The sequence below is a fragment of the Vibrio sp. V12_P9A6T4 genome (assembly GCF_963874835.1).
GTDB classification, from domain to species: Bacteria; Pseudomonadota; Gammaproteobacteria; order Enterobacterales; family Vibrionaceae; genus Vibrio; species Vibrio anguillarum.
The window spans coordinates 1-5,753 of record NZ_CAWNJO010000119.1 but is presented as its reverse complement, the minus strand read 5'-3'; the positions used below and the strand labels follow the sequence as shown (position 1 = coordinate 5,753).

Sequence of the window (5,753 nt, the reverse complement as noted above, 5' to 3'; positions counted from 1 at the left end):
AGCCCTGAGATGAGTCTTCCCTGGCACTTTAAGTGTCCTAAAGGGTTGTTCGAGACTAGAACGTTGATAGGTTGGGTGTGTAAGCGCTGCGAGGCGTTGAGCTAACCAATACTAATTGCCCGTGAGGCTTAACCATACAACACCGAAGGGGTTTTGTGGGCTCAATTGAAGAACATTGAATGTGTGAATGAGAACGAAGCAGCTTTCCGAATTAAGAAATTTGCTTGGCGACCATAGCGTTGTGGACCCACCTGATTCCATGCCGAACTCAGAAGTGAAACACAACAGCGCCGATGGTAGTGTGGGGTCTCCCCATGTGAGAGTAGGACATCGCCAGGCTTAAATTCCGACTGGTCTCAGTGAGACGAGTCACCATAATATTCTCATGAAAAAGTGAGAGTTTTATGTTGACTTTCGAAGCGGAAAGCGTATTATACGCGTCCTGCTTAAGTGTTAAGGCACTGAAAGCAAAGCTCTTTAACAATATAAACCTATCAATCTGTGTGGGCACTCGTTGATGATAATCAAAAAAGATTTATCAATGAACTGAGTGACCAATCAGAATCAAGTTTACTTGATTTTGGCACAGTCAATTCATTGTTGTTCTGTTGGAACAACAATAGCTTTAAAATTACTTTTTACTTTCGAGTAAGAGCAGTTTTGAAGTCAGTATTCATTGAGCCGGTCTTAGGACCAACAAAACTTTAATTGAAGAGTTTGATCATGGCTCAGATTGAACGCTGGCGGCAGGCCTAACACATGCAAGTCGAGCGGCAGCACAGAGGAACTTGTTCCTTGGGTGGCGAGCGGCGGACGGGTGAGTAATGCCTAGGAAATTGCCCTGATGTGGGGGATAACCATTGGAAACGATGGCTAATACCGCATGATGCCTACGGGCCAAAGAGGGGGACCTTCGGGCCTCTCGCGTCAGGATATGCCTAGGTGGGATTAGCTAGTTGGTGAGGTAATGGCTCACCAAGGCGACGATCCCTAGCTGGTCTGAGAGGATGATCAGCCACACTGGAACTGAGACACGGTCCAGACTCCTACGGGAGGCAGCAGTGGGGAATATTGCACAATGGGCGCAAGCCTGATGCAGCCATGCCGCGTGTATGAAGAAGGCCTTCGGGTTGTAAAGTACTTTCAGTCGTGAGGAAGGTGGTGTTGTTAATAGCAGCATCATTTGACGTTAGCGACAGAAGAAGCACCGGCTAACTCCGTGCCAGCAGCCGCGGTAATACGGAGGGTGCGAGCGTTAATCGGAATTACTGGGCGTAAAGCGCATGCAGGTGGTGGATTAAGTCAGATGTGAAAGCCCGGGGCTCAACCTCGGAACCGCATTTGAAACTGGTTCACTAGAGTACTGTAGAGGGGGGTAGAATTTCAGGTGTAGCGGTGAAATGCGTAGAGATCTGAAGGAATACCGGTGGCGAAGGCGGCCCCCTGGACAGATACTGACACTCAGATGCGAAAGCGTGGGGAGCAAACAGGATTAGATACCCTGGTAGTCCACGCCGTAAACGATGTCTACTTGGAGGTTGTGGCCTTGAGCCGTGGCTTTCGGAGCTAACGCGTTAAGTAGACCGCCTGGGGAGTACGGTCGCAAGATTAAAACTCAAATGAATTGACGGGGGCCCGCACAAGCGGTGGAGCATGTGGTTTAATTCGATGCAACGCGAAGAACCTTACCTACTCTTGACATCTACAGGATCCTGCGGAGACGCGGGAGTGCCTTCGGGAACTGTAAGACAGGTGCTGCATGGCTGTCGTCAGCTCGTGTTGTGAAATGTTGGGTTAAGTCCCGCAACGAGCGCAACCCTTATCCTTGTTTGCCAGCACGTAATGGTGGGAACTCCAGGGAGACTGCCGGTGATAAACCGGAGGAAGGTGGGGACGACGTCAAGTCATCATGGCCCTTACGAGTAGGGCTACACACGTGCTACAATGGCGCATACAGAGGGCAGCAAGCTAGCGATAGTGAGCGAATCCCAAAAAGTGCGTCGTAGTCCGGATTGGAGTCTGCAACTCGACTCCATGAAGTCGGAATCGCTAGTAATCGTAGATCAGAATGCTACGGTGAATACGTTCCCGGGCCTTGTACACACCGCCCGTCACACCATGGGAGTGGGCTGCAAAAGAAGTGGGTAGTTTAACCTTTCGGGGAGGACGCTCACCACTTTGTGGTTCATGACTGGGGTGAAGTCGTAACAAGGTAGCGCTAGGGGAACCTGGCGCTGGATCACCTCCTTATACGAAGATTACACTGATGAGTGTCCACACAGATTGATGGTTTATACAGTTTAAGAGACGATGCTGGGTCTGTAGCTCAGGTGGTTAGAGCGTTCGCCTGATAAGCGAGAGGTCGGTGGTTCAAGTCCACTCAGACCCACCAATTCTTCCTCCCAGAAGATTGGNGCTCTTTAACAATTTGGAAAGCTGACTGATAACAACGAACGTGTTTGTTGTTATCAAATAAAAGTTCTCAACATCAATGCGTTAAACGTATTGATACCAAACACATTCAAGTGTTCTTGGGAAAGCTTACTACGGTAAGTTTTCAAAATTGAGTCCGGCAAAATCAAACGTCTCTCGCTCATTCAAATAATGAGAGACAACCTTGGTGACTTGTCTGCAACACGAAACTTCTTCGGGTTGTATGGTTAAGTGACTAAGCGTACACGGTGGATGCCTTGGCAGTCAGAGGCGATGAAGGACGTAGTAACTTGCGATAAGCGTAGATTAGGCAGTAACAGCCACTTGAGTCTACGATTTCCGAATGGGGAAACCCACGTGCATAAGCACGTATCCTTACCTGAATACATAGGGTAAGGAGGCAAACCGGGGGAACTGAAACATCTAAGTACCCCGAGGAGAAGAAATCAACAGAGATTCCGAAAGTAGCGGCGAGCGAAATTGGACTAGCCCTTAAGCTTTTAATGATGCAGGTGAAGCCTCTGGAAAGTGGCGCAATAAAGGGTGATAGCCCCGTAACTGTTCCATCATTATAAGTGAAATCGAGTAAGGCGGGACACGTGTTATCCTGTCTGAACATGGGGGGACCATCCTCCAAGGCTAAATACTACTGACTGACCGATAGTGAACCAGTACCGTGAGGGAAAGGCGAAAAGAACCCCTGTGAGGGGAGTGAAATAGAACCTGAAACCGTGTACGTACAAGCAGTAGGAGCAGGCTTTGTCCTGTGACTGCGTACCTTTTGTATAATGGGTCAGCGACTTATATTCAGTGGCAAGGTTAACCGAATAGGGGAGCCGTAGGGAAACCGAGTCTTAACTGGGCGCTTTAGTCTCTGGATATAGACCCGAAACCGGGTGATCTAGCCATGGGCAGGTTGAAGGTTGAGTAACATCAACTGGAGGACCGAACCGACTAATGTTGAAAAATTAGCGGATGACTTGTGGCTAGGGGTGAAAGGCCAATCAAACTCGGAGATAGCTGGTTCTCCCCGAAAGCTATTTAGGTAGCGCCTCGGACGAATACTACTGGGGGTAGAGCACTGTTAAGGCTAGGGGGTCATCCCGACTTACCAACCCTTTGCAAACTCCGAATACCAGTAAGTACTATCCGGGAGACACACGGCGGGTGCTAACGTCCGTCGTGGAGAGGGAAACAACCCAGACCGCCAGCTAAGGTCCCAAATTACTACTAAGTGGGAAACGATGTGGGAAGGCTCAGACAGCCAGGATGTTGGCTTAGAAGCAGCCATCATTTAAAGAAAGCGTAATAGCTCACTGGTCGAGTCGGCCTGCGCGGAAGATGTAACGGGGCTAAGTAGTAAACCGAAGCTGCGGCAATACAGTTTACTGTATTGGGTAGGGGAGCGTTCTGTAAGCCGTTGAAGGTGTGTTGTAAAGCATGCTGGAGGTATCAGAAGTGCGAATGCTGACATGAGTAACGATAAGGGGGGTGAAAAACCTCCCCGCCGGAAGACCAAGGGTTCCTGTCCAACGTTAATCGGGGCAGGGTAAGTCGACCCCTAAGGCGAGGCTGAAAAGCGTAGTCGATGGGAAACGGGTTAATATTCCCGTACTGCTTATAATTGCGATGGGGGGACGGAGAAGGCTAGGTGGGCCAGGCGACGGTTGTCCTGGTTCAAGTGCGTAGGCTAAGAGACTAGGTAAATCCGGTTTCTTGTTAGGCTGAGACACGACGTCGAGCTGCTACGGCAGTGAAGTCATTGATGCCCTGCTTCCAGGAAAAGCCTCTAAGCTTCAGATTATAAGCAATCGTACCCCAAACCGACACAGGTGGTCGGGTAGAGAATACCAAGGCGCTTGAGAGAACTCGGGTGAAGGAACTAGGCAAAATGGTACCGTAACTTCGGGAGAAGGTACGCTCTTATTGGTGAAGTCCCTCGCGGATGGAGCTGACGAGAGTCGCAGATACCAGGTGGCTGCAACTGTTTATTAAAAACACAGCACTGTGCAAAATCGCAAGATGACGTATACGGTGTGACGCCTGCCCGGTGCCGGAAGGTTAATTGATGGGGTTAGACTTAGGTCGAAGCTCTTGATCGAAGCCCCGGTAAACGGCGGCCGTAACTATAACGGTCCTAAGGTAGCGAAATTCCTTGTCGGGTAAGTTCCGACCTGCACGAATGGCGTAATGATGGCCACGCTGTCTCCACCCGAGACTCAGTGAAATTGAAATCGCTGTGAAGATGCAGTGTACCCGCGGCTAGACGGAAAGACCCCGTGAACCTTTACTACAGCTTGGCACTGAACATTGAACCTACATGTGTAGGATAGGTGGGAGACTTAGAAGCGCAGTCGCTAGATTGCGTGGAGTCGACCTTGAAATACCACCCTTGTCGTTTTGATGTTCTAACGTAGGCCCCTCATCGGGGTTGCGGACAGTGCCTGGTGGGTAGTTTGACTGGGGCGGTCTCCTCCCAAAGAGTAACGGAGGAGCACGAAGGTGGGCTAATCACGGTTGGACATCGTGAGGTTAGTGCAATGGCATAAGCCCGCTTAACTGCGAGAATGACGGTTCGAGCAGGTACGAAAGTAGGTCATAGTGATCCGGTGGTTCTGAATGGAAGGGCCATCGCTCAACGGATAAAAGGTACTCCGGGGATAACAGGCTGATACCGCCCAAGAGTTCATATCGACGGCGGTGTTTGGCACCTCGATGTCGGCTCATCACATCCTGGGGCTGAAGTCGGTCCCAAGGGTATGGCTGTTCGCCATTTAAAGTGGTACGCGAGCTGGGTTTAGAACGTCGTGAGACAGTTCGGTCCCTATCTGCCGTGGGCGTTGGAAGATTGAAGGGGGCTGCTCCTAGTACGAGAGGACCGGAGTGGACGAACCGCTGGTGTTCGGGTTGTCATGCCAATGGCATTGCCCGGTAGCTAAGTTCGGAATTGATAAGCGCTGAAAGCATCTAAGCGCGAAGCGAGCCCTGAGATGAGTCTTCCCTGGCACTTTAAGTGTCCTAAAGGGTTGTTCGAGACTAGAACGTTGATAGGTTGGGTGTGTAAGCGCTGCGAGGCGTTGAGCTAACCAATACTAATTGCCCGTGAGGCTTAACCATACAACACCGAAGGGGTTTTGTGGGCTCAATTGAAGAACATTGAATGTGTGAATGAGAACGAAGCAGCTTTCCGAATTAAGAAATTTGCTTGGCGACCATAGCGTTGTGGACCCACCTGATTCCATGCCGAACTCAGAAGTGAAACACAACAGCGCCGATGGTAGTGTGGGGTCTCCCCATGTGAGAGTAGGACATCGCCAGGC

Annotated in this window: 1 tRNA gene and 5 rRNA genes; all 6 read left to right on the top strand. The window is 50.4% G+C overall.

The window, feature by feature from the left end:
• Nucleotides 1–136: ribosomal RNA gene (locus AACQ42_RS16905) — 23S ribosomal RNA — on the top strand; the annotation flags it as partial.
• An 87-nt stretch (nucleotides 137–223) separates the two neighbouring features.
• A 5S ribosomal RNA gene (gene rrf / locus AACQ42_RS16900) occupies nucleotides 224–339 on the top strand.
• A gap of 366 nt (nucleotides 340–705) precedes the next feature.
• Nucleotides 706–2,250, top strand: a 16S ribosomal RNA gene (locus AACQ42_RS16895).
• A gap of 65 nt (nucleotides 2,251–2,315) precedes the next feature.
• Nucleotides 2,316–2,392: transfer RNA gene (locus tag AACQ42_RS16890), tRNA-Ile, on the top strand.
• Nucleotides 2,393–2,658: 266 nt separating this feature from the next.
• A 23S ribosomal RNA gene (locus AACQ42_RS16885) occupies nucleotides 2,659–5,550 on the top strand.
• Nucleotides 5,551–5,637: 87 nt separating this feature from the next.
• Nucleotides 5,638–5,753 (top strand): 5S ribosomal RNA (gene rrf, locus AACQ42_RS16880).